The sequence below is a fragment of the Haladaptatus sp. DJG-WS-42 genome (genome assembly GCF_037198285.1).
Taxonomy (GTDB): domain Archaea; phylum Halobacteriota; class Halobacteria; order Halobacteriales; family Halococcaceae; genus QDMS2.
This window is the reverse complement of sequence record NZ_CP147243.1, coordinates 742331-763379: the sequence shown is the minus strand read 5'-3', so window position 1 is coordinate 763379 and position 21049 is coordinate 742331. Positions and strand designations below refer to the sequence as shown.

Sequence of the window (21049 nt, the reverse complement as noted above, 5' to 3'; positions counted from 1 at the left end):
CCCGCACCCTGTGTCAATGAGCGACGACGCAGACCACGAACTCCCACCTCGCGAGGAGTTCCACCACGATCCAATCGGGCACACCGATGTGTGGGCAGGCATGAGCGTAGGCGACCTCGTCTCCGAGTACGGCCACGCTGGCATTGGCGCGAAAGACCTCCACGAAGCCGTGGACATCTACGCCGAAATGATTGGCAACGATGACGTGACCAACTTCTTCGGCCTCGCGGGCGCAATGGTGCCAACGGGAATGCGCAACCTCGTGGCCGACCTCATCCGCGATGGCCACATCGACGTGCTCGTAACGACCGGCGCGAACCTCACCCACGACGCCATCGAAGCCATCGGCGGCAAGCACCATCACGGCCGCGACCACGACGGCGAATCCACGCCGCGCGACTTCGACGAAAAACTCCGCGACGAGTGGGTCGACCGCATCTACAACGTCTATCTCCCCCAAGAACATTTCACTGCCTTTGAGGGTCACCTCCGCTCCGAAGTGTTCCCGAACATCGACCGGACGGTCACCATTCAGGAACTCACCGAAGAACTCGGCCGGGCAAACGCCGAGGTCAACGAACGCGAGGGAATCAAGGAAGACGCTGGTATCGCCGCCGCGGCGTACGAGAACGACGTGCCAATCTACGTCCCTGCGATTCAGGACTCCGTGCTCGGCCTGCAAGCGTGGATGTACTCACAGGTCAACGACTTCAGCCTCGATGCGCTCTCTGACATGACCGGTCTCACGGACATTGCCTTCGACGCAGAGCAGGCGGCCGCGATGGTCGTCGGCGGCGGGGTCCCGAAGAACTTCGTCCTCCAGACGATGCTCGTCGTCCCCGACGCCTACAACTACGCCGTCCAGCTCACGATGGACGCGCCGAACACGGGCGGCCTCTCCGGGGCGACGCTCGACGAAGCCCGCTCGTGGGGCAAATTAGAGAAAGCTGCGCGAAACGTCTCGGTGTACGCAGACGCCACGATAACCCTCCCGCTCGTGGTTGCGGGCGCACGCGAGAAGATTCAGGAATCGTCGTAAAAACCCCGACCGGCTGGGCGCGTGTGTTGCATTTCCGCCCGTCCGAGGTGCACTTTTTATCCGCGTCCGAGACGCGAACGTATGGTTTCAGAAACGCAGACGGCAACGACCACACGAACCGTCTCCGACAACTGGCTCGGCGCAGCCGTCGCCGGACTCCTCGCAACGTTCGCCTTCGGCGGCTTCCAGACCGTGATGGGGTCGAGCAGCGTCATCGCACACGCCCTCCCCGCCCTGTACGGGGTTCAGGGACCAGCCCTCGCCGTTGGCTGGGGGATTCACCTCGTCCACGGCGCACTGCTCGGCATCGCTTATGCCGCCTTCGCCACCCCAAAGCCACTCCGTGAGTACGCCGAAAATATCCCGACCGGTGCCCTTCTGGGAATTGTCTTCAGCGTCCTCCTGACCATCGTCGCGGTCGGCTTCATCATGCCACTCTGGTTGCAGGCCGTTGGCTTCCCGATGGCGCCACCGATTCCGAACCTCGCGCCATCGAGCTTCATCGGCCACGCCGTCTACGGCGTCGTTCTCGGCGCGCTCTACCCGGTGCTCGCCGCGAAATTCTAACCCGCCCAGTCCGTTTTTACCACGTCGAGCAACGCCTCGGGATAGCGGATTCGCCCACCGTCTTCGCACTCCTCGTCACGCCTCCTCGTAGCCGGTCGTCGCCTGCTGGTTCTCCGGTCGGGTCGAAACGTGCTCTCCAGAAGAAAACTGACTTGCTCGTCGGTTGGGTACATTCAGGTGGCCAATGACGAGGCACCGACTCCGAACCAACCTAGGCAGTTGGTGATGCGGAGCCCTATGAGTGCCGAGGCCGACCTATTACCGAGATGGTTCCTCTTTTCGAAAGTTCCTGAAATATTATCAGATGCTGCAGTGGACCGGAGACAAATCCTTATCATTCGGGTTGTATCGAGGGCGATTTCCGGTGAATGTTTCGTCTGTCAAATTCAGATTCCTCATTTTTGTGACCGTAAAAAGCCGCCAAAATGGAACTTGCCGTGAGTTGCTCCCTCCTGCAATTTGATAACCTCTAAGCGATTCTTTGCCCTTCTTGCTCCGACCGTGGCAGAAGGGTTCGACCTTTCGATGATGCCCATCGTAAATGAACTCGATGACTTTCTGCTCTCGAATTGATTTACAGATTACGTCGTTCATCGTTTTCGCCTATGAAAGTCTCCGTAGCCAACAACCATGAATGTCAGCAAACCAGAGTGAAAGTGGTCTCGGCAATTCTTCGACTTCAGGAAACCATTTCCGTACTTCATTGTCGTTGAAAATGAAGAATGGATACCTGAAATCCGTGGTCAGCGTGAGGAAAAATATGCAAATCACTATGAGCGTCAAATGAATGCGGTATATATCAAAGCAAAAAATATCAGGACATGGGCTGATGGGCAGGACACCTCTACTTTCTACCACGTATTCAAACTACTCCGAGAATGGGCCAACTACGAACATGGCGGAATATTCAGCCGGCTGTATGGGCCGGGCTACATCAAGTTCATCGACAGGGCAATCCGACTGTTAGCCTACTCTGCAATCTCTACTGCAGAAGTCGCACTCATTTGCGCGTTTGGAATTGATAACTTTGGGCGAGAGCTTAGGTACTATCAGGAGTCCTGTGAAGAAGGTGTTTCAGAAGGTGCTGCTCACGTAGCAGACCGATATGAAATATACCAACGGGCATTGGATGACTTCTGATGCAATAGCGTCCAGAGGGAGCTAGTCGAAGTTTCAGACCTGTCTACAGGGTCAATACAGATTACAGTCTACTAACGAAGCTTGATGAGGGACCCACTGGTCGGATTGGCATACGCAGCCGGTTTGTGGTTCTTTGACTTCGATGTGGTTGAGTCCCGACCAGACATCGATAGCGTGCTGTGGATCCCAGTAGATTGGTTGTGACACGAGCAGAGCGAATGCTTGAGTAACACCCATTGAGGCTGCTGTCGTCGTCATCGTTACCAAACTCGGCTCAATGACATCGTCTGGGAGATACTCATCACGCTGTGCATCCTCTCGTGCCTCGTCTGGAAGTCCTTCTCCGCCTACTGCTTGGGAATCGACGGCGTCCATACAGAACAAACACGGACCGCCCGAGAGAACGCGACGGACTTCGGCCCAGAGCGAAAGCACCTCTCCCTCGTTCGCCTCGGGTCCACAGCCAACATCGACATAGGGGATTCCGTAGAGAAGGGCTTGTTTGTTCAGATACGCTCGACTCTGCTCGGAATCGGTGCAGCCGAGAATGACATCTGCATCCAGAAGAGTGGGTAGAATTCGATAGTCCGTAATCTCTGTATCAATGGTTTCGATATCAACACCAGAAATTGATTGCAGGTGTCTAGCTACTACATCCGTCTTTGAGGCACCATTTTCAGCTTGCGAGGGTGTTAGTCCGTAGAGCCGATTCAAATTCGATTCCTCGGCATCGTCATAATCTACCAGCAGAAGTTCGCCTACACCTGCACGAGCGCACTGGACTGCAGCGGCGCTTCCCGTTCCACCCAGACCTACGATTGCTACTCGTGAGTTCTCTAAGAGCGCCTGCCCATACTCGCTCCACATCCGTTCTTGGCGGTCCATCTGAGGATTAGAGGGATGGGAGTCTGAGTCCACAACTGCCCGAACTGAGCGATGAAACTGCTCCCCGGCAATCGTGACGGTGTCGACCTCGTATTGCTCTCCCTCGGACCAAACATCTGCAATGGCGGCCTCGATGTTGTCACCATCGCCTGCAACAAGGACACTAATGAAGCCGTTTTGCCCGACTTCCTCAAAGAACGGTGCCCAAGCTTCGTGCGCCCAATCGTCGGCGTAGCTAAACGTTTTCAGCGTTCCTGATGGGTGGTTGTGGATGAATACGGGAATTCGACCAGTGTTATCGGCCCGTGCAGCGGTCTTGCTCATGTACTCACCACTAGGGGCGAGCTGCTGTTGGTTTTGCAGTCGCCATCTATCGTCTCCCTCGGACGGGTCTATGATTTCATCTACGACAAGTCGGACTCCGCTCTCTGTTTCTACTGCACGCGCGAGAAGAAAGCCTCCAGATTCGTCCGGAAACTCTCTCGTCATGTGCTGTTGAATATGCGACCATGGCTCTGATAGGATGGCTAGTTTGTTCATCGTGAGGTAGGATTAGTCGTGTTCGACGAACCGCTGCTCGATGAATGAGACCTGGTCTATCAGGTCGTCAGTAGCAGGGTCCCATTTCTTTTTTCTGTGCCACGAGAACCGCCGCCATTTTTCACCAAAATAGGAGTTTACCGTACCTGCCTTTTCAGGAATCTCTCCATTTGTGGTCCGAATGTCTTCGTCGGTCCAGAACATCTCCATCTCTCCGTCAGGATATGGAATCGGGACTGGTTGTAGGATAGTCACCGTTTGCTTGTTGTATTTCCCCTCAGGTAGCTGGAACTCGTGGAACAGCGCATAGACATTGTTCCCTTCTCGCTCTAGCTCCACGTCGTATCCTTCCTTCCGAAGATACTCGGCGTCTTGTTGGAGCTTTGGAGGGAACTCAGCAGCCGACATTTCGCTGAGGAACCGCTCGGAAGAAGAGCGTTTTCGTGGGCTTCTCGGTTCGGTCGAACTCCGTGGACAGTGCCACTTTGTCGCCGTCTTCGTCTCCCTGATTCTCGAGTTGGAAGACATCGACCTCGTCGGGGTCTCGGCCGGAGGCACTGATGATCTCTCGAGCTGTCACAACTTCGCTGTCGAGGTCTTTGATGGGCTTTTTGTTCACCTTGATGTTGGCAAGGGAATTTCCTTTATCGCTCATATGTTGTCATGCGTGCGTCAGACAATAAGTGTCTGCAAACCAGAGTGAAAGTGAAACGGGATTATCTCGTCTTGGAATCTCTGTCGAGTCCGTAGCGAGTTCGGTTGCGAGCAGGCTCAGAGTATTCCGCTACATAGGGCGCATTCCTCGAGATATCGTAGCGCCGTATGTCTATTTGAGTAAAAACCAAGTCTTCTTCTATAAATAGTTCAGCGAGTCGGTAATATTCACTGGCTCGTGTGCCGAGGCCTGCTTTCTACCCAATAGCTCTCAACACTGAATTCGACCCTGAAAACCGCAATCACAACCGCTGAGTACCGTGACGAAGCTGCAGAAACCTATCGCGAAGGCGCGTGTGTGGCCACAGAATCGTCGGCGCAAAGGAGTCGCCGTGGCCCCCAGTACGCAACGACTGCGCCGGTCGTACCGACAAGCAGTACGACCATTGTGAGGCTCGCCGGGTCGGATTCGAGAATTGGAAACATCCCCTGTGACCAGTTCCACGTCGCGTGGAAGAGCAGTGCGGGCAGGAGGCTCGCGTTCGTGTTGTTGTACACCCACGTCATGAGGACCGAGAGCAGGGTTATCGAGACGGTGAACCCGACGAACGAACTCTGATAGTAAATCGTCTCACTCGGGATGTAGAAGAGTGGGACGTGCCAGAGTGCCCAGATGAGCCCAACCGCAACACCCCCGCCGAGTGCCGTAAACCGTTCTTGCAATGGCCCAAGCAGGTATCCTCTCCAGCCGAACTCCTCCTGGATGGGACCGCCCAACAAGAGATGGCCACGAACGCGATGGGGAGGACGACGAGGTTCCCGGTCCACGGGAACGACGGAGTCGTTTCAGTCACGACGGCAACCCCAAGCGAGAGGAACACGATTACCGGGGCGAGAACGAGTGCAGGAATGAGCCAACGCTTCGGGAAATCCAGTTGTACGGCTCGCACCGCGAGCTGTTTTGCCCCGGTCAACCCGTTTGCGTACGTCACGAGGACGAACGCGGCGACGGTCGGGCCATAAGCGCCGATACTTGGGAGCGTTGGAACACTCTCTATGAACCCCTCAGCGACGAGTGCTTGTGGCACCCAAATCCCCCACGAAAACCCGAACGTAAGCACGAGGAACGCGACAACCCCTCTCCATCCAACACCCGTGGAGTCGGCTGATGGGGCTCCGGTTTTCACACCGCTAGTTCGACTACTGATAGCTTATAGGTGCTGAGCGGGACGTTCTGGGAGCACCCATCCCACCCGATACCCTACCTGAAAGAATGCGTGCCACGGTCGTGAATTTGAAACGAGGACGTGCTTTTCTGTGGATCGACTACGAGTCGTGCGTGGTAAGGCGTACTTCGAACCGCAATACTGAGAAAATTCGCCCACCTGCAGAGAGACCCTGACCGACCTATTTTCTACAACCGAGCGACCCGCTACTCAGCAATCGCATTCAAAAAGTCCTTCAGCAACCCATTGAACTCCCCCGATTTCTCAAGCGATGGCAGATGCGCTGCCCCTGCAATCATTTCAACCCGCACATCTTCCAACCCCGCTTCCAACACCGCCGCAGTGTCCTCCATGACGGGCGCATCGAGTGTCCCCGAAATCAACAACACAGGAACCGCAACCTCTCCCAACCTGCCAATCGCGGGTGGCTCTAACTCCTCTTCCGTCGCATCATCAGTATACAGCTCGTAGCTCCGGAGGAGCATTCTCCGAACCAGTTCCCGACTCTCTGCATCCACCTCGTTGAGCGCCCGCGACGGCCCGGACAGCCACATCTCGCTCTCGATGGTCGCGGTTCGCTCAAAATCACCCGCCTCGAACGCGGCTTCGACCTCGTCCCAGCGAGTGCGGAGTTGTGCGTCGGTGACTTCGCACCCGCTCAGGCCCGGTGCGACGAGGGTGAGACTCTTGACGCGGTGTGGGTGGGTGAGGGTGAAATCGAGGGCGGCCGCTCCGCCCATCGACGCGCCGACGAGGTGGGCGGATTCGACGTTGAGCGCGTCGAGCACGGTGGCGAGGTCGCGGTGGTGGGCATAGGATTTCGGCGGAAGCTTCGACCGGCCGAACCCCCGCAAATCGTATGCGATGGCGCGGTAGTCGTCGGCGAATACGTCGAGTTGCTCGTTCCACAGTCGGCTGTAGGCAACGCCCGCGTGCACGAATACGAGTGGCGTGCCGTGTCCGGCGGTCCGGTAGAACAGACGGGTGCCATCCACGGTCACGTAACCGGTTTTGAGCGTGGCGTGTCCCTCGGGCGGCTCTGCGTGGGGCGGAGTCATCTCTCTCAGTACGTTTGTTGGAACGATAGCCGTTGTTCACCAGTTCGTCGCGAACACGTATCCGAACGAAAACGTCACAGAACCTATCTATACTCTGGGTTCGTAATACAGGGTATTCTCCAGGTTGGCTATCACCGATAGCCAGACGACGAGTGCCATGAGTCAGGAATCTACGCCCGAGAGAGTGGTTGAGGAGAAGCTTGACCGTCAAATCGGGTTCATCGGGGCGTCTGCGATCGGGATTGGAACGATGATTGCGGCGGGTATTTTCGTCCTCTCTGGGCTTGCAGTGAGCAAGGTCGGAGCCGCCGCTATCGTCGCCTTCCTGCTCGCGGCCATCGTCGCAGCGTTTACCGCGGCCGCCTACGGCGAGTTTTCCTCAATCTATCCAGAGAGTGGCGGCGGCTACATGTACGTCGCAGAGACGTTCGACACCGACCTCACATACATCATGGGGTGGACGATGATTCTTGGTTACCCCGCAAGCGCTGCCTTCTATCTCGCGAGTTTCTCAGAGTGGTTTTTCCGATTCATCTACCCCGTCCTCAACATCCCCGAAGCAGTCCCGTTCTGGGTCGCTGGCGTCGTGATTCTCCTCTTGCTCGTCGGCCTCAACCTCAAAGGCACGGAGGAGTCGAACACGTTCCAAATCGTCGTGACCGCGCTCAAAATCGTTCTCATCGTGCTGTTTCTCTACGGTGGATTGCAAGCGCTCGATTCGAGTGCCATCACGGCGTCGATGGCAGAAAACATCACCCAGTTCAGAGACATCGGGCTGACGAGCGCGCTCGTGTTCATCACCTTCTTCGGCTTCTCGGCGATTGCGACGAACGCAGAGGAAATCCAGTCGCCCGCCCGGACGGTACCCCGCGCGATTTACTTCAGCATGGGCTTTGTCACGGTCATCTACACGCTCGTCGTGCTCGTCATCGTCATCGCCGTCAACGACGTCGGCTTCCTGTCGTTTCTCTCAGACCAACTCGCCTTGGGTGGGAGCGACGCTGCCCGTGACTTCGTGGGCCAAAACGGCGAGGTGGCGATGGGGCTCGCCGCCCAGTACTACCTCGGGAGCGTCGGCTTCTACGTCGTCATCGTCGGCGCGCTGTTCTCGATGCTTTCTGCGGCAAATGCGACGATTATGGCTGGCTCGCGCGTGAAGCTGGCGATGGCACGGCGCGACCATCTCCCCCGGCAGTTCGAACAACTCCACCCACGGCTCAACACGCCGTACAAAACGGTGATGCTGACGGGTGTGTTCATCCTCATTTACGTCATCATCTTCACCGTTATCTTCGGCGGCATGCCGGGAAACGAGGGGGCCAACCAACCGTTCGGCATCCACCTCGGCCTCGAAACGCTCGCTGGATTTGCGAATTTCTTGCTCCTCTCCGGGCTGACCATCGTGAACCTCGCTATCATCGCCTCCCGGCGCAAGTTCCCCGAGTTAGAACGCCCCTTTACCGTGCCTGCCGCGCCATGGGTGCCGATTCTGGCGGTTCTCGCAAACCTCGTCTTGCTCGCGAACGTCGAACCGAGAAGCTTTGCCATCGGCCTCGTCGCGGAAGTCATCGGTGTTGGCCTCTGGTTCGCTGTCATCGACAGAGCGCCCTCTTTCGAGCGAATCGAGGCAGAGACGCCCACGGCAATCGCCGACTACACGGCGGCGAGACCGGAACGCGGCTACCAAGTCGTCGTCCCCATCGCCAACCCCGCGAACATCGAACAGCTGATGCGCACCGCGTGTACGCTCGCCGCAGAGAACGACGGTGAGGTGTTCGTGGTCAGCGCCGTCACCGTGCCACACCAGACGCCGCTTTCGAGCGGCCATCGCTTGGCAGAACAGCGCCGGGCGGTGTTAGAGCGGGCCATCGAGTTCGCGGGCGAGTGGGACGTTCCGGCGAGCGGTGTCGTTCGGGTCAGTCACGACGCCTCTCACGCGATTCTCAACACGATTCGCCAAAACGAGAGCGACGCCGTCATCCTCGGCTGGCGGGGGAGCTGGTCGAGTCGGCGGAACGTGGTGTTCGGTTCGACCGTTGATGACGTCATCACGAATGCCGACTGCGACGTGTACGTCGAGAAAATCGGCCCACGGGCCGACGGGGTGGTCGATTCGATTTTACTCCCGACTGCGGGCGGCCCACACGCACAACTTGCCGCAGAGACTGCGCGGGCCATCTCGCATGCCACGGGCGCCGTCACGCGCGTCATCTACGTCATCGACCCGCGTGCCGATGCCGAAGAGCGCGAGCGCGCTCTGGCGCTGTTGGACGCTGCTGCGGCGACCTTCGAGGACACGCCCGTCGAGACGGCACTCGTCGAGAACGCGGACGTTGCCGATGGCATCGTCACCGAGGCGAAAAACCACGACCTCACCATCATCGGCGCGACCCGCGAAGGGTTCTTCCAGCGCCTTCTCTTTGGCGCGGTGCCGGAGGCGGTTGGTCAACGAACCCCGAACACCGTCATCATGACCAAACGGAAGTTGGACGTTCCCTCTCGGCTTGGCGACCTTCTTGGCCGTCGGTGACGCGGGAATCTGTCAGAGCGACACTATTCAGGACCTGCGACGGCGGTCGCCACGGTCCGGACGGGGGCTGCGCTATCGACTCTCGTGTTCCGTTCCCGGCTGCTAAACCGTCGCGTCAGCGTCCGTGTGGGCTGTTGACGCGACTCTATCCAATTGGGAACTGTGGATGCCACAGAACCCATTGCACAATGTGCTGAAACGGACACAATATCGGCAATCGTTCGATGCACGCTACAAATTCGGGCAAAAACATTCTTCTACAGGATATTTGTCCAGCAAAACGCGGCTTTTGAATACAAATACACAACTCTTATCCGTATGCTCGGTTTTTGTAGAGTTGTAATGGCAAACGGTAAAGTTGATTTCTTCAACGACACGGGCGGCTACGGTTTCATCGCGACGGACGAGTCTGACGACGACGTTTTCTTCCACATGGAAGATGTCGGCGGTGAGGACCTTACGGAAGGTACCGAGATCGAATTCGACATCGAACAGGCCCCAAAAGGCCCACGCGCAACGAACATCGTTCGCGCGTAATTCGGATTTAACAGTCGCCTTTGGGCGACAGCAACATACTTCGTTTCTTTCAGACACTGCTCGACCTGCGAGCGACTGCACTCTCATCGAATTCTCATTTATTAGCTCCGCGAGTGTAGTTTTCTGCGGGATTTTGCATGGCGTCGTTTCTCATCGTGTACGCAACCGGGCAGGGACAGACCGCGAAAATCGCAGCGCACATTGGTGCCACGCTGTCAGAACGGGGGCACACTGCAACGGTGCTACAGGCGACGGAGTTCGCCGCATTCGTCGCGGGTCGCATCTTTGTACCGAGCGCTACCGAGGGGGACGGAGAAGCTGTTGTCTCCACCCCTCCGGGTGTGAACCGCCGCTCATCTGCGACCAAACTCGGGCTCCTCGCACTCGTTCTCATCGGGCTTTGGATTGCCGGTGGCCGGTATGGCTCTCGCCAGTGTTGACACACAGCTCCGGCTGTTTACACCTCGATTTTATGCGGTATGTCTGCCCATCCCACCCCTGTACTCTACATGATAATTCGTCCGAATTCCGGCCGCTCACCCCCTCAAGAGGAGAATACTGCCACCTCTCAAGGAAAACTTCTTTTACGGCTGAACCACTGGCACCCGAGCACCCACATGAGCGAGGCTCCGGACGCAAGCGCACTCAAGCGAACCTTCCTCAAGTATCAACACGTTCTGGTGTTCGCCGCACCAGTCCTGTTCATTCTCGGGGTGTTTTTCGCCGCCCCGACCCCCACAGATGCGGGAACGAGCTACTGGCTCGAATACTGGTGGCTGTTCCCGTTTTTCATCCTCGGGGCCACGATTGTGAACACGGTCGGAATCAGCGGCTCTGCGCTGTTCGTGCCGTTTCTCATCTTCATCTTCCCGGTGTTCGCGTTCCCGTTGGAACCGGAAACCATCGTGAAGATTGGCCTCATCAGCGAGTCCTTTGGCCTGTCGAGTTCCGCGCTCGCGTTCATCCAGTACGGACTCGTCGACCGCAGACTCGCGCTCACGCTCGTTGGCGGCTCCGTGCCGTTCGTCATCGGCGGCGCGCTCCTGTCGTTCGTGATTCCAGAGCCAATCTTCCAGTTCCTGCTCGGCCTCGCACTCGTCGTGGCGGCCTACCTGCTGTTCAAAGCAGACTTGAGCCACGAAGAACCCGACAGCGCTCACGGGGGTACGGATGCCGAGGTCAGTGCAGACGGCGGCACGCGCCTCCCCGACGACGACGACAAACTCGGTCCGGCGGGCGTCACGATCGCAGACGACGGTACCGTCACGCGCGTCGACCGCGACGGTAACACCTTCCGCTACAAGCGCTCTGGCTACCTCGAACGCTTTGGCAACTACAGCATCGGCGGCGTGTTCCAGGGTCTCGCTGGCTTCGGGATTGGCGAACTCGGTATCATCTCGATGCTCCGCTCTGAGATTCCTGTGAAAGTCGCCATCGGGACGAACCACATCGTCGTCGCGTTGACGGCCGTGCTCGCCTCGCTCGTCCACGTCTTCGGTGGCGGCATCATTGGCGGCCACGCGATGGACCTCGCTTCGACGCCGTGGAACATGGTCGTCTGGACGGTTCCCGCAACCGTGACCGGCGGCCAGATTGCACCCTACGTCGCCTCGCGGCTCGATACGAGCATCATCAAAAAGGGCGTTGGTGTGCTGTTCGCCGCCATCTCCGTCGCGCTGTTCATCATCTCGGTCGGCGGGCTCTAACCGGCCGACTTTCGCCTAGCCTGTTGCGGTTGCGGTCGTATTCGTGCGATTGCCCTCTTGGATTACGTAGCGTTGGCCAACCTGCGGGTCGAGCAGACTGTCAATCGGCGCTTGGTCGTCTCTGAGCAACGGCACGCCAGCCGTGTTCTCGCTCGCGCGGTAGGTTTGAATCTCGTTTCTGAGATTGATGCCGATGTCGCGTTCGCTGTTCCGCAAAAGCAACTCCTCGCGGGTGAGCACGGTCGCGTTTTTCGTGGCGATGACCTCTATGTTCTGGATGACGGTGGCATCGACCGTCGGGAAGCTGTACACCTGCGGGAACACCGCACTCATGGTTTTGTACTCGGCGCGGTAGAACTGGGAGGCCGACCCACTCGGCGCTGAGATGATGTTCGCAAACAGGATGCCGTCGTCGCTCAGGCGGCTTTCTGCGAGCCGCATGAACTCTTCGGTGGTCAACTGGAACGGCACCTTATCCTTCTGGTAGGCATCTAAGATGATGAGGTCGTACGTCTCGTTGGTCTCACGCAGATACTGGCGGCCGTCCATGTTGTGGATGCGAAGCCGCTCAGATTCTTCGACCGCGAAGTACTCTTTTGCGACGGCAATGACCTCCGGGTCGATTTCGACGACATCGACGGTCACGTTGTAGTCAGCAACGAACCGCTTTGGTCCGGTGAAGCCGCCGCCGCCGATGAACAGGACGTTGTCAACGTCGTCGTTCATCAGCAAGGGAAGGTGAAAATAGCGCGTGTAGCCAAAGACGTGGCGTCTCGGGTCAGAGAGGTCCATCGCGCTGTGTCGCTGGCCGTCGAGATACAGCGTGCGCGTGTCGCCTAAGTCGATGACCTGTAACTCTTGATACGGCGTCTGTGTCTCGTAGACGATGCGTCCCTCGATGCTGAGTCCCGCAAGGCCGCTTCCGGCCGCGGCGACGAGCACGAGCGCGACCGCCGTGCTCCCGAACGCTTGGTCGGTCGTCATGGGCCGGGCGATGAGGATGGCGGCGAGAACGGCGATCAGCCCGAGCACGAGGCCGATTTGGTCGATGGAAAGCGACGGGATGAGGATGAACGTCGTCCCGAACGCGCCGATGATGCTGCCCACCGTCCCAATCGCGTACACCCGCCCCGAGGCGGCCCCAGTGCTCTGTTTGTCGGACAGTTCGGCCGCATACGGACTGATGAACCCGAGCAGGTAGGTCGGCGGTGCAAACAGGAGGAGAATGGCCGGAAGTGACGCGAACCGGCTCGGGAGCGGAAACGCAGTCGAGGCGCGCAACAGCGTATCGCCCGCGAAAATCACTACCGCGACGTAGAGCGCGGTGCCGAGCAACAGCCGTACCAGCCGCCGGTTTGAAGCGCGGCTCGCCGCAGAGGCACCACCGCGTAGATAGCCCAAACTGAGCGCCGTGAGGAACACACCGATGATGCTCCCCCATGTGAAGATGCTACTCCCGAACTGGGGGGCAATCATTCGGCCAGCAAGAATTTCTAATCCCATGCTGGTCATTCCGGAGGCGAACACCGCGAGTTCGGGCTTTGCAGGGGGTGGCGGCAGTCGGGTTCGAAGGGCGACCATTCCTGTGTCCTACGCGCAGAGTGGCATTAAGGATACAGCCACTAGACACATCTTCATCGACACCGCTGTGAGTGTGGATGCGTGTGGCAAATACACCTAACTCACTTGCGGGAAACGGACACCTATGGTCGTGATTGTGCGGGGTTCGATTCCCGCAACTGAGCTCGCCCTTTCGCACGTACTGCGTTCTGATTTAGATGTCGAGATTGACGTTGAGCGAATCGTCCAGAGCGGGCACGAAACCGTCATGCCGCTCGTGTGGTTCCGCGGGATGGAAAAAGACAAGCTAGAGTCGCTTCTCGAAGCAGACGACAGCATCGAATCCATCTCACAGCTCGCCGACTTGGGCGATGAGTTTCTCTATCGCATGGAGTGGGTAGAGCAAATCATCTTACTCCTCAATATGCTCACGGACGCAGAGGCGACGGTGTTGAACGCCTATGGTCGCGGTGATCGGTGGAATCTGCGGGTGATGTACCCGAATCGAGAGAAGTTCTCTGAGAACCTCGATTTCTCGGAACAAGCAGACCTCTCGTTTGAGATTCATTCGATTCGCGAACTCGACGACGAACCCGTCGGACGATATGGCCTCACACAGAGTCAGTACGATACGCTCATCCGTGCGGTCGACCAGGGGTATTTCGAAATCCCCCGAGAAGTCTCGCTCGAAGACCTCGCAGCCGACTTCGGGGTCTCTCACCAAGCCCTCTCAGAGCGACTGCGCCGTGGCTTAAAGTCACTCGTCGAAGACACGCTCGTCATCGGGAACGTTGACGAGACTGAGCCGTAGCTCACCTGCTGGTCACCCATTGCTGTGTGCGTCGATGAGTTCGTAGCCCTCACAGTGTCGCCCCTGCCCCTCGATTTTGGGCTGAACCCGCTCTGAAAAACTACCCCGTCGTTCTGTCGCTCACTTCGTGGCTGGCGGGAGATTAGTCCCAGTGGCTCCGATACTCGAAGTCAGGCGACCGGTCTTCGAACCGCGCCAGTTCGAACGGTTCCATCGGGAACGGGGCGTCTTCGCCGGTCACGAGACACCGAACTGCCCGGCCAGTCACGGGCGAGAGCATGACCCCGCGGCCGTGAAGTCCCGTCACGAACACGAGGCCGTCTGGCACGTCGTCGGGCGCGTCGATAATCGGCAGGCCGTCGGGCGAAGCGCAATCGGCAGTCGGACAGCAGTCTTCCCGGCGGATGGTTCCCGCCGAGACACCGGCGAGCAGGGGTCCAACGCGCTCCATCACCAGTTCTCTAAACTCTTCTTCGACGCCCATCTCCGTCCCTTCGGGGTCTGAGAGGAGGTGTTCGTTCCCGCCGATGAGCACGTCGCCGCGGTCGGTGGTGCGCCAGTAGACGCGCATCGTTGGCTCCGAACCCATCGGCGCGGCTTCTGGAAGTGGCGTGTCGGGTTCGACCACGACGGCGTTCCAGCGAAGCGGCCTGACCGGGAGTTCGACGTACGCAGAAAGCAGGTCACGGGTTTTCCAGCCCGTCGCGTAGACGACGTGGTCTGCGTCCACAGGACCGTACTCGGTCTCGACGCCAACCACAGAATCGTCTTCGACGCGCAGGCCGGTGACTTCGTGGTCGCGGAAGACGGCCGCGCCCGCTTGTTCTGCGGCCCACTTGAGCGTCATGGTGTAATCGAGGGCATCTAAGTAGCCCGTGCCGTTGTAATGGAGCGCCCCGCCGTAGGCAGCGAGGTCGGAAAAGGCGTCAGGATAGCGCTCGCGAAGTTCGTCTTTCGGGAGGTACTCCCCGCCCGCGGGCGCTTGGTCGGTGTACTTTTCTGCGTCTTCCTCGGGGACGAGGCGGACGGTGTCGCGGTCGGTAAACGTGAAGATTCCCTGGCCGTCGAGGTCGTGAAACTGCGAGAGCGCGAACGTCGCCCACTCGTCGGGGAACGGTTCGAGCGAGAGCGAAATCATCCCCGACGCGCGCGAGGAGGTATCGGCCGCGACGCCGCCTTTGTCGAACACCAACACGTCGTGGTCGGGAGCCAACTCGCGGGCGATCGCCAGCCCAGAGACGCCAGCCCCGACGACGACCACACGAGAGTCACTGCGTGACATGTGTGGACACAAGGCGAGGTGCAATAAAACGCTACGGGAAGTCGGTTTTCACGCGGGCGGGTGGCGATGACACACACGACTGATTCTATCGAATTTCTCTAATAATGCACGACTTTCGCTCACAAACGTTCAGTAATTCTCGAACAATCGTGTTCGATTTCCCGCGAAGCGGGTCGATTCAGTCCGCAACTTCCAATCTCAGTAGACGTCCGTATTCGGGTGTTACACACTCTCTTGCTAACGATATCGGCCGTGAACCTTGTATAGTTATAGCGTTCAACTCCTGTTGATTGAATAATGACGGACCTGGCTACATCAGCCCAGTCGCTCAAAACAGCACTTCCGAATCCAAAAGAGGCAGACAACGTCCTCTATAACCCATCGCTCGACGAACTTCGCGAGCTTGCGCGCGGAGACGAAATCACGACCGAGTTTGGGTCGCCGTCCTACGTGAGCGAGGAACGCTCGCGGAACGCAGACAAGACCAAAAACGCCGTTGACACGGACTTCGAAGACGAAGATTACGCCTACCTCGAAGCGGCCGCCGAGTACGCAGAAACGGAGGAAATGATCTGTGTCGACCGTATGATGGGCCGACACACGGACCACTCCTACCGCTGCCGTCTGTACGTCCAGAAAGAATTCGCCCGCATCGCACTCGCGTGGGCGAAACTGTTCGAACCAGTCACCGAAGAAGCAGAACCCGACTTCGTCACCATCCAGCTTCCAGCGTGGGACGAAATCGCCGTTCGTATTCTCCCTGACGAAGGCTTCACCGCAGTTCTCGGCAGCGACTACACCGGCGAGGCGAAAAAGTCGTTCCTGCGCCTGCACATGTACTACGCAAAGCAGGCAGGTGGCCTCGGCCTCCACGCGGGCAGCAAGCGCGTCACCCTCAAAGGAGACGACGGCGCCCTGAACGACGTTGGCCAGTTGTTCCTCGGCCTCTCTGCGACGGGGAAGTCCACGCTCACCGCCCACGGCCTCTGGCTCGACGACGACGAGGAAGCCTCGATGCTCCAAGACGACGTGTGTGCGCTCCTCCCCGACGGCACCGTCGCGGGCAGTGAAGGCAACGGCCTGTTCGTCAAAACCATCGGGTTAGACGCGGACGAACAGCCAGCGATGTACGACGCCGTCACCCACGAATCGGCCATCCTCGAAAACGTCGATGTCGACACAGACGGTACGGTTGACTTCGACTCTGACCTCCACACGAGCAACGGCCGGGCCATCATCGTCCGCGACCAACTCGCCTCCGCCGACGCAGACATCGACCTGCCTGACGTAGACCAGGTGTTCTTCATCACGCGCAATCCCGTGATGCCGCCAGTCGCCAAACTCACGCCCGAAGAGGCCGCCGTCGCGTTCATGCTTGGCGAGTCCATCGAGACCAGCGCAGGCGACCCATCGAAAGCGGGCGAGTCCATTCGCGTCGTCGGCACCAACCCGTTCATCATCGGCTCGAAAGGCGAGGAAGGCAATCGCTTCCGCGAACTCGTCTCCGACCTCGGCGTCGAGTGCTACGTCCTCAACACGGGCCACATCGGCGCGAACGCACAGGACATTGGCGTGACCGAGTCCGTCACCATCCTTCGTGAAATCGCTCGCGGTACCGTCGATTGGGAACGTGACGAGCAGACCGGCCTCACCATCCCGACGAACGTTCCGGGCATCGACATTACCGAGTTCTACGTCCCAGACCACGTCGAAGACTTCGAGCAGAAAAACGTTGACCTGCGCGGCGAGCGCCTCGCCCACTTGACGCAGTTCGACGACCTCGACAGCGCGATTCTCGACGCCGTCTACTAATCTCTCTGCATTTTTTCTCTCGTTCTCTCGACAGTGAGCGACAGCAGTCTCCATCGATTGCGGCCAATTTCGAACGAATTTGGGTGAGACTCTGGCATCAGTGCTGTCGCAGTTCGGCAAATCCTCTTGTGTCGATTCGCGCTCCGTCCAGATACCGCACTATGAGAGACTCCGAACCATCCCCGACTGACCGTCGCGCCCTCCGCTCGCGCCGCACCATCCTCGGAACTATCGCCAGCATCGGTGGCGTCGCCCTCGCTGGCTGTATGAGCGGTGGCGAATCCGGCGGCGGTATGACCACAACGACCACGGAAGACGGCGGCATGACGACGACCGAAGGCACCATGACAACGACCGAAGACGGGTCGGTGGACACCAACCCAGACGTCGCCATCCTGAACTACGCGCTCACACTCGAGCACTTAGAGAACGCGTTCTACCGTGACGGCCTCGATGAGTTCGCGGATGACGAACTCATGCAGGCTGACGCGCTGAGCAAGTTCAGTGAGACTCTCCGGATGCAGGTTCCAGAGTACCTGAAAGCAACGGGCGAACACGAGGCCGCCCACGTCTCGGCCATCGCAGACACCATCGAGCAACTCGGTGGCACACCCGTTGAAGAAGCCGAGTACAACTTCGGCTACGAGACGCCCACGGAGTTCCTCGCCGTTGGCAAGGCGCTCGAGAACACGGGCGTCGCCGCCTACGCGGGTGCCGCGCCGTCCATTGTCAACAACGACGTGCTCACCGCTGCGCTCGGCATTCACAGCGTCGAAGCCCGCCACGCGAGCTTCCTCAACCTCGTCAACTCGTCTGACCCATTCCCGAAGGCCGTAGACGAGGCGAAGTCGATGGACGAGGTCATCGAAATTGCGAGCCAGTTCATCACCGAGAATCCGAACGACAGCAGTGCGCTTTCGCGCGGTGATTCGATGGCGACGCCAATGCGCAAGGAAGACGATGGGACGAGCGACGTGGACATCCTGAACTACGCGCTCACGCTCGAACACTTAGAGGCTGTCTTCTACCGCGAAGGGCTGGAGACGTTCAGCGCGGACGAACTCCGCAGCGCGAGCGTCCTTTCTGACTACGACGCGGAGCTCCGGATGACGGTGCCAGACCGCCTCGCGGCGATTGGTGAGCACGAGGCCGCCCACGTGACGGCTATCGCGGATACCATCGAAAAGCTTGGCGGGACGCCCGTCGAAGAGGCAACCTACGATTTCGGCTACGAAACCCCTTCGGAGTTCCTCGCTGTTGGCAAAGCCCTTGAGAACACGGGCGTCGCCGCCTACGCTGGCGCGGCACCCTCCGTCTCGAACGACGACGTGTTCGCCGCGGCCGCGGGCATCCATAGCGTCGAGGCGCGCCACGCGAGTTTCCTGAACGAACTCAACGTGGCGAACCCGTTCCCGGCGGCGGTTGACCAGCCAAAAGGCATGGAGGAGGTGGTCGAAATAGCCGGTCAGTTCATCGTAGCGGAGTAATCCTCCCGACCCGGTCGCCACCGCGACCACCTGTGTGCCATCCCGGCGACGTGGCCCCCACCATGCCACGTTGCCACCCTTTTTCGGTTTGTGAACTCGCTCACGAATCATTTTGCTTCAGTGACGTGTAGAGACGGTATGCGCGTTCATTTCGCCGACAAGACGTTTGACTACCAGACGCTCAGAGCCACTGCGTACGCGCCCTACGAGGGGAGCGCGCTCGGTGAGTGTCTCGCCACTGCAGACCGCATCGAGGACGGCGATTTCGAGTCGTGGCACACCGAGTGGCGACGAACCGCAGACCGGGTGGCGAGCGAAGCTGAGCGCGCTCGTGACGAGGGGCGCGACGAAACCGCTCGCGGCGCGTTCTTCCGGGCGCACACCTACTACCGGACGGCCGAATTTTTCTTAGCAGGCGACGACGCACGACGTATCCCCACCTACGAACGAAGCCGCGAGACGTTCCGGGCGGCGCTCGACTTCCTCGATACGCCCGTCGAAGCGGTCGAGGTTCCCTTCGAGGACACGGCGATTTCGGGGTATCTGTTCGCGCCAGACGACAGCGAGAAACCCCACCCGACGCTCGTCTGTCTCGGCGGGTTTGATTCGATTGCAGAGGAACTCTACTTCTTGTGTGGCGTGCCTGCGGCGCTCGAACGTGGCTACGCCTGCTTCGTATTCGACGGCCCCGGACAGGGTGACTTGCTCAGATACGAGTCGATGCGCGCGCGCACGAATTGGGAAACAGTTGTGGGGCCGGTCATCGACTTTCTGGAGACGGAACCAGTCGTCGATGCCTCGAAAATCGCACTGCTCGGCGTCAGTATGGGCGGCTTCTACGCACCCCGCGCCGCCGCGTTCGACGACCGAGTGACGGCGTGCATCGCGTTCGACCACTGCTATGACCTCTGGGCGGCGTCTGCCTACGGACAGGAAGCCGTCGCAAGCCTCTTTTCGTACCTGCCGGGCGCGCTCGTAAACGGCGTCGCCGCACTCGCTGCGCGCGTCGATGCCGGGTCGCGCTGGCAGCGCCAGAACGCGCAATGGGTGTTCGGGACGGACATGGCGGGGCTGCTCGACACGCTCAAAGCCTACTCGCTCAGCGACGTGGCCCACCGCATCACGTGCCCGACGCTCGCGCTCGCCGGAGCGGACGACCACCTGATTCCCCTCCCGCTTGCCTACGAGTTCGTGGACGCGGTTGCCGGGCCGACCACCCTCCGCGTGTTCGAGGAGCACGAAGGCGCAGCAGACCACTGCCAGCTCGGCAACCTCCCGCTTGCCCACGGTGTCATCTACGACTGGGTCGCAGACACCCTCGCCTGAATGGGAACATGCTATTTATCCGTCGGAAGGCTACAGAGGTGTATGGCTGGTCACGCCTCGGCGGTCGATGGGCTCACGTCTCGTGAGCGGGTTCGCTTCTATCTGGTTGACCACCAGACGGTCGCCGGAAAGACCGTAGACGTCGCACTCCTCTCCTTGATTCTCGTCTTCATCGCGCTGTTTATCGTTGAAACCTACGCATTCGCGGAGCCGTACCTGCCCATCTTGTTCCAGCTTGAAGTGGCGATTAGCTTCGTCTTCCTCGGGGAGTACCTGCTTCGCCTCTACAGCGCTCGAAATCGACTGGCGGAGGCACTCAACCCCTACACGATAGTTGATTTGCTCGCCATCGCGCCCACGCTGCTCATCTTTCTGTTTCCAACCGTCGAACTCGTCGCGCTCAACGTTGGCTTCCTGCGCGTACTCAGGGTGATGCGAGCGCTTCGCTTCTACCGATTTACCGCAGACGAAGAGTTCTTCTTCGGGACGGTGTCGCTCTCGACGCTCCGGGCGATGAAGCTCGCGCTCACCGTCGTGACCATCTTCTTCGTCACCGCCGGGCTGTTCTACAGCTTCGAACACCACCTGAATCCGACGGTCAACAACTTCGGCGACGCCTTTTACTTCGTCGTCGTCACGCTCACGACCGTCGGGTTCGGGGACATCACACCCGTCACCAACGCCGGGCGCTGGGTGACGGTCTCTGCTATCATCATCGGCATCATCATCATTCCGTGGCAGGCGAGTCGCATCGTCAAAGAGTGGACGTACAAAGAGCGCGTCAACGTCACCTGTGAAAACTGCGGCCTCGCCTATCACGACAAAGACGCCTCCCACTGTAAGGCGTGTGGGCACGTCATCTACCAGCAGTACGATTCGCGGGAGTGAG

18 protein-coding genes are annotated in these 21049 nt (G+C 59.2%); 11 read left to right on the top strand and 7 right to left on the bottom strand.

Annotation, left to right across the window (positions count from 1 at the left end; all coding sequences use genetic code 11):
* The first annotated feature begins 16 nt into the window (after positions 1-16).
* Both V5N47_RS04270 and V5N47_RS04265 read left to right on the top strand, forming a co-directional pair.
* Positions 17-1039, top strand: coding sequence for a deoxyhypusine synthase (locus V5N47_RS04270; RefSeq protein ID WP_338729614.1), 1023 nt, complete (start codon positions 17-19; stop codon positions 1037-1039).
* A gap of 81 nt (positions 1040-1120) precedes the next feature.
* Positions 1121-1606 carry a histidine kinase gene (locus V5N47_RS04265; protein WP_338729613.1) on the top strand — a complete coding sequence of 162 codons (486 nt, stop codon included), beginning with the start codon at positions 1121-1123 and terminating at the stop codon, positions 1604-1606.
* Between the two features lie 1191 nt (positions 1607-2797).
* On the opposite strand, the gene V5N47_RS04260 is transcribed toward V5N47_RS04265, so the two are convergent.
* From V5N47_RS04260 to V5N47_RS04240, 5 genes are all read right to left on the bottom strand, one after another.
* A complete protein-coding gene (locus V5N47_RS04260) occupies positions 2798-3955 on the bottom strand; it encodes a ThiF family adenylyltransferase (protein WP_338729612.1) in 1158 nt (385 codons plus the stop codon).
* 228 nt (positions 3956-4183) lie between these two features.
* A complete protein-coding gene (locus V5N47_RS04255; protein ID WP_338729611.1) occupies positions 4184-4579 on the bottom strand; it encodes an E2/UBC family protein in 396 nt (131 codons plus the stop codon).
* On the bottom strand, positions 4566-4826 hold the full coding sequence (locus V5N47_RS04250) for a hypothetical protein (RefSeq protein WP_338729610.1): 261 nt from the start codon (positions 4824-4826) through the stop codon (positions 4566-4568). Before V5N47_RS04250 ends, V5N47_RS04255 begins: the two co-directional genes overlap by 14 nt.
* A gap of 338 nt (positions 4827-5164) precedes the next feature.
* On the bottom strand, positions 5165-5602 hold the full coding sequence (locus tag V5N47_RS04245; protein ID WP_338729609.1) for a CPBP family intramembrane glutamic endopeptidase: 438 nt from the start codon (positions 5600-5602) through the stop codon (positions 5165-5167).
* A gap of 655 nt (positions 5603-6257) precedes the next feature.
* Entirely contained in the window at positions 6258-7109 is an 852-nt protein-coding gene (locus V5N47_RS04240; protein WP_338729608.1) for an alpha/beta hydrolase, read from the bottom strand.
* Between the two features lie 157 nt (positions 7110-7266).
* Here V5N47_RS04240 and V5N47_RS04235 point away from each other — a divergent pair, with 157 nt between their 5' ends.
* From V5N47_RS04235 to V5N47_RS04220, 4 genes are all read left to right on the top strand, one after another.
* Positions 7267-9639 (top strand): amino acid permease, encoded by a 2373-nt coding sequence (locus V5N47_RS04235; RefSeq protein WP_338729607.1) that lies wholly within the window; start codon positions 7267-7269, stop codon positions 9637-9639.
* Between the two features lie 342 nt (positions 9640-9981).
* Complete coding sequence (locus V5N47_RS04230) at positions 9982-10176, top strand: cold shock domain-containing protein (RefSeq protein ID WP_332899843.1); 195 nt, start codon at positions 9982-9984, stop codon at positions 10174-10176.
* 137 nt (positions 10177-10313) lie between these two features.
* Positions 10314-10616 carry a hypothetical protein gene (locus V5N47_RS04225; protein ID WP_338729606.1) on the top strand — a complete coding sequence of 101 codons (303 nt, stop codon included), beginning with the start codon at positions 10314-10316 and terminating at the stop codon, positions 10614-10616.
* Between the two features lie 177 nt (positions 10617-10793).
* Positions 10794-11882, top strand: coding sequence for a sulfite exporter TauE/SafE family protein (locus V5N47_RS04220; protein WP_338729605.1), 1089 nt, complete (start codon positions 10794-10796; stop codon positions 11880-11882).
* 15 nt (positions 11883-11897) lie between these two features.
* Here the strand turns inward: V5N47_RS04220 and V5N47_RS04215 are convergent, their stop codons facing one another.
* Complete coding sequence (locus V5N47_RS04215) at positions 11898-13463, bottom strand: fused MFS/spermidine synthase (RefSeq protein WP_338729604.1); 1566 nt, start codon at positions 13461-13463, stop codon at positions 11898-11900.
* A 124-nt stretch (positions 13464-13587) separates the two neighbouring features.
* On the opposite strand from V5N47_RS04215, the gene V5N47_RS04210 reads away from it, so the two are divergent.
* Positions 13588-14253, top strand: a complete 666-nt coding sequence (locus tag V5N47_RS04210; protein ID WP_338729603.1) for a helix-turn-helix domain-containing protein — start codon at positions 13588-13590, stop codon at positions 14251-14253.
* 142 nt (positions 14254-14395) lie between these two features.
* Here V5N47_RS04210 and V5N47_RS04205 read toward each other — a convergent pair whose 3' ends face one another.
* A complete protein-coding gene (locus V5N47_RS04205; RefSeq protein WP_338729602.1) occupies positions 14396-15535 on the bottom strand; it encodes an FAD-dependent oxidoreductase in 1140 nt (379 codons plus the stop codon).
* A gap of 297 nt (positions 15536-15832) precedes the next feature.
* Between V5N47_RS04205 and V5N47_RS04200 the strand changes: the two genes are divergently transcribed.
* From V5N47_RS04200 to V5N47_RS04185, 4 genes are all read left to right on the top strand, one after another.
* The gene (locus V5N47_RS04200) at positions 15833-17347 is read left to right on the top strand and encodes a phosphoenolpyruvate carboxykinase (ATP) (protein WP_338729601.1); all 1515 of its coding nucleotides are present in this window, start codon (positions 15833-15835) and stop codon (positions 17345-17347) included.
* Positions 17348-17508: 161 nt separating this feature from the next.
* Positions 17509-18834, top strand: coding sequence for a ferritin-like domain-containing protein (locus V5N47_RS04195; protein ID WP_338729600.1), 1326 nt, complete (start codon positions 17509-17511; stop codon positions 18832-18834).
* Positions 18835-18972: 138 nt separating this feature from the next.
* Positions 18973-20160, top strand: coding sequence for an alpha/beta hydrolase (locus V5N47_RS04190; RefSeq protein WP_338729599.1), 1188 nt, complete (start codon positions 18973-18975; stop codon positions 20158-20160).
* Between the two features lie 42 nt (positions 20161-20202).
* Positions 20203-21048 (top strand): ion transporter, encoded by an 846-nt coding sequence (locus tag V5N47_RS04185; RefSeq protein ID WP_338729598.1) that lies wholly within the window; start codon positions 20203-20205, stop codon positions 21046-21048.
* The last annotated feature ends 1 nt before the right edge of the window (position 21049 follow it).

Excerpts from the sequence above, each read along its gene's own strand:
- V5N47_RS04270 (WP_338729614.1), top strand. The coding sequence starts at position 17 with ATGAGCGACGACGCAGACCACGAACTCCCACCTCGCGAGGAGTTCCAC.
- V5N47_RS04265 (WP_338729613.1), top strand. The coding sequence starts at position 1,121 with ATGGTTTCAGAAACGCAGACGGCAACGACCACACGAACCGTCTCCGAC.
- V5N47_RS04260 (WP_338729612.1), bottom strand. The coding sequence starts at position 3,955 with ATGAGCAAGACCGCTGCACGGGCCGATAACACTGGTCGAATTCCCGTA.
- V5N47_RS04255 (WP_338729611.1), bottom strand. The coding sequence starts at position 4,579 with ATGTCGGCTGCTGAGTTCCCTCCAAAGCTCCAACAAGACGCCGAGTAT.
- V5N47_RS04250 (WP_338729610.1), bottom strand. The coding sequence starts at position 4,826 with ATGAGCGATAAAGGAAATTCCCTTGCCAACATCAAGGTGAACAAAAAG.
- V5N47_RS04240 (WP_338729608.1), bottom strand. The coding sequence starts at position 7,109 with ATGACTCCGCCCCACGCAGAGCCGCCCGAGGGACACGCCACGCTCAAA.
- V5N47_RS04235 (WP_338729607.1), top strand. The coding sequence starts at position 7,267 with ATGAGTCAGGAATCTACGCCCGAGAGAGTGGTTGAGGAGAAGCTTGAC.
- V5N47_RS04230 (WP_332899843.1), top strand. The coding sequence starts at position 9,982 with ATGGCAAACGGTAAAGTTGATTTCTTCAACGACACGGGCGGCTACGGT.
- V5N47_RS04225 (WP_338729606.1), top strand. The coding sequence starts at position 10,314 with ATGGCGTCGTTTCTCATCGTGTACGCAACCGGGCAGGGACAGACCGCG.
- V5N47_RS04220 (WP_338729605.1), top strand. The coding sequence starts at position 10,794 with ATGAGCGAGGCTCCGGACGCAAGCGCACTCAAGCGAACCTTCCTCAAG.
- V5N47_RS04215 (WP_338729604.1), bottom strand. The coding sequence starts at position 13,463 with ATGGTCGCCCTTCGAACCCGACTGCCGCCACCCCCTGCAAAGCCCGAA.
- V5N47_RS04210 (WP_338729603.1), top strand. The coding sequence starts at position 13,588 with ATGGTCGTGATTGTGCGGGGTTCGATTCCCGCAACTGAGCTCGCCCTT.
- V5N47_RS04205 (WP_338729602.1), bottom strand. The coding sequence starts at position 15,535 with ATGTCACGCAGTGACTCTCGTGTGGTCGTCGTCGGGGCTGGCGTCTCT.
- V5N47_RS04200 (WP_338729601.1), top strand. The coding sequence starts at position 15,833 with ATGACGGACCTGGCTACATCAGCCCAGTCGCTCAAAACAGCACTTCCG.
- V5N47_RS04195 (WP_338729600.1), top strand. The coding sequence starts at position 17,509 with ATGAGAGACTCCGAACCATCCCCGACTGACCGTCGCGCCCTCCGCTCG.
- V5N47_RS04190 (WP_338729599.1), top strand. The coding sequence starts at position 18,973 with ATGCGCGTTCATTTCGCCGACAAGACGTTTGACTACCAGACGCTCAGA.
- V5N47_RS04185 (WP_338729598.1), top strand. The coding sequence starts at position 20,203 with ATGGCTGGTCACGCCTCGGCGGTCGATGGGCTCACGTCTCGTGAGCGG.